Here is a 2,500-nt window from a genome sequence, read left to right as displayed (position 1 = left end):
AACCCGGAGATAGCTGGTTCTCCTCGAAAGCTATTTAGGTAGCGCCTCATATGTATCCTCTTGGGGGTAGAGCACTGTTATGGCTAGCGGGACATCGCGTCTTAGCAAACCATGGCAAACTCCGAATACCAAGACGGACTGTATGGGAGACACACGGCGGGTGCTAACGTCCGTCGTGAAAAGGGAAACAACCCAGACCCACAGCTAAGGTCCCAAATTTAGTGCTAAGTGGAAAACGATGTGGAAAGGCACAGACAGCCAGGAGGTTGGCTTAGAAGCAGCCACCCTTTAAAGAAAGCGTAATAGCTCACTGGTCGAGTCGGTCTGCGCGGAAGATTTAACGGGGCTAAGCACTAAACCGAAGCTTGGGGTGCACACTTATGTGTGCGCGGTAGAGGAGCGTTCCGTAAGCCTGCGAAGGTGGCTTGAGAAGGCTGCTGGAGGTATCGGAAGTGCGAATGCTGACATGAGTAACGATAATGCGGGTGAAAAGCCCGCACGCCGAAAGCCCAAGGTTTCCTTGCGCAACGTTAATCGACGCAGGGTTAGTCGGTCCCTAAGGCGAGGGCGAAAGCCGTAGTCGATGGGAAGCAGGTTAATATTCCTGCACCTCGCGTGAGTGCGATGGAGGGACGGAGAAGGTTAGGTGTACCGGGCGTTGGTTGTCCCGGGGAAAGGCGGTAGGTGTGGAACTTTGGCAAATCCGGGTTCCTTTAACACCGAGCACCGAGACGAGCTCTTTAGAGCGAAGTCACTGATACCACGCTTCCAGGAAAAGCTCCTAAGCTTCAGCTCACGAAGACCGTACCGTAAACCGACACAGGTGGGTAGGATGAGAATTCTCAGGCGCTTGAGAGAACTCGGGTGAAGGAACTAGGCAACATGGCACCGTAACTTCGGGAGAAGGTGCGCCCTTTTTGGTGGCTGCATGCGCAGCTGAGCTGAAGAGGGCCTCAGAAACCAGGCCGCTGCGACTGTTTATCAAAAACACAGCACTCTGCAAACACGAAAGTGGACGTATAGGGTGTGACGCCTGCCCGGTGCTGGAAGGTTAATTGATGGGGTCAGCCGCAAGGCGAAGCTCTTGATCGAAGCCCCAGTAAACGGCGGCCGTAACTATAACGGTCCTAAGGTAGCGAAATTCCTTGTCGGGTAAGTTCCGACCTGCACGAATGGCGTAACGACAGCGGCGCTGTCTCCACCCGAGACTCAGTGAAATTGAAATCGCTGTGAAGATGCAGCGTTCCCGTGGCAAGACGGAAAGACCCCGTGAACCTTTACTATAGCTTTACATTGAACGTTGAGTTCGTCTGTGTAGGATAGGTGGGAGGCTATGAAACCATGGCGCTAGCTGTGGTGGAGCCAACCTTGAAATACCACCCTGATGTGCTTGACGTTCTAACCTAGGCCCGTAATCCGGGTCGGGGACCATGTATGGTGGGTAGTTTGACTGGGGCGGTCTCCTCCCAAAGAGTAACGGAGGAGCTCGAAGGTACGCTCAGCGCGGTCGGACATCGCGCACTGTGTGCAAAGGCATAAGCGTGCTTGACTGCAAGAGCGACGGCTCAAGCAGGTACGAAAGTAGGACTTAGTGATCCGGTGGTTCTGTATGGAAGGGCCATCGCTCAACGGATAAAAGGTACTCCGGGGATAACAGGCTGATACCGCCCAAGAGTTCATATCGACGGCGGTGTTTGGCACCTCGATGTCGGCTCATCACATCCTGGGGCTGTAGTCGGTCCCAAGGGTATGGCTGTTCGCCATTTAAAGTGGTACGCGAGCTGGGTTCAGAACGTCGTGAGACAGTTCGGTCCCTATCTGCCATGGGCGTTGGAAGTTTGAGAGGGGCTGCTCCTAGTACGAGAGGACCGGAGTGGACGAACCTCTGGTGTTCCGGTTGTCACGCCAGTGGCATTGCCGGGTAGCTATGTTCGGAAGCGATAACCGCTGAAAGCATCTAAGCGGGAAGCGCGCCTCAAGATGAGACTTCCCGGGGCACAAGCCCCCTGAAGGAACCATGTAGACTACGTGGTTGATAGGTCAGGTGTGTAAGCGCTGCAAGGCGTTGAGCTAACTGATACTAATGATCCGTGCGGCTTGACCATATAACCTCAAGTGGCCTTGGACTCGACGGCAGCGTCGATGAGAATCCAATGCCCGCTACGTCACAAGACCCTATGTGAGACAGGCGCCTCATCCCTTCGGATGGCGACGCTCCAACCGTCTCCCTGGTGAAATTAGCGCTGTGGTCCCACCCGTTCCCATCCCGAACACGGAAGTGAAACGCAGCTGCGCCGATGGTAGTGTGGCTTAAGCCATGCAAGAGTAGGTCATCGCCAGGGGCTTTACCCCAAAACCCCCAGCCTATTGGCTGGGGGTTTTCTATTTGTGCAGGCACTCGATTTTCGATGATCACTTGCCGCAGAAACCTAAAGTGAGACCTTAAGTTTTTGCGAAAGGTAGTTGACGAAGTGCAAACGCTCGCTATAATGGGCGGCTC

The 2,500-nt window shown here is 54.5% G+C and carries 2 rRNA genes (1 of these 2 running past the window's edge); both read left to right on the top strand.

Going from position 1 to position 2,500, the window contains the following annotated elements:
• Positions 1-2,105: ribosomal RNA gene (locus FHW78_RS09125) — 23S ribosomal RNA — on the top strand; it begins 774 nt to the left of the window's first position.
• Between the two features lie 122 nt (positions 2,106-2,227).
• Positions 2,228-2,342: ribosomal RNA gene (rrf, locus tag FHW78_RS09120) — 5S ribosomal RNA — on the top strand.
• Positions 2,343-2,500 lie beyond the last annotated feature (158 nt).

Origin of the sequence: Pseudoxanthomonas sp. OG2 (assembly GCF_014192765.1) — a bacterium.
GTDB lineage: Bacteria > Pseudomonadota > Gammaproteobacteria > Xanthomonadales > Xanthomonadaceae > Pseudoxanthomonas_A > Pseudoxanthomonas_A beigongshangi.
Note: the sequence above shows the minus strand (reverse complement) of the source record. Positions and strands in the feature narration are given on the sequence as shown.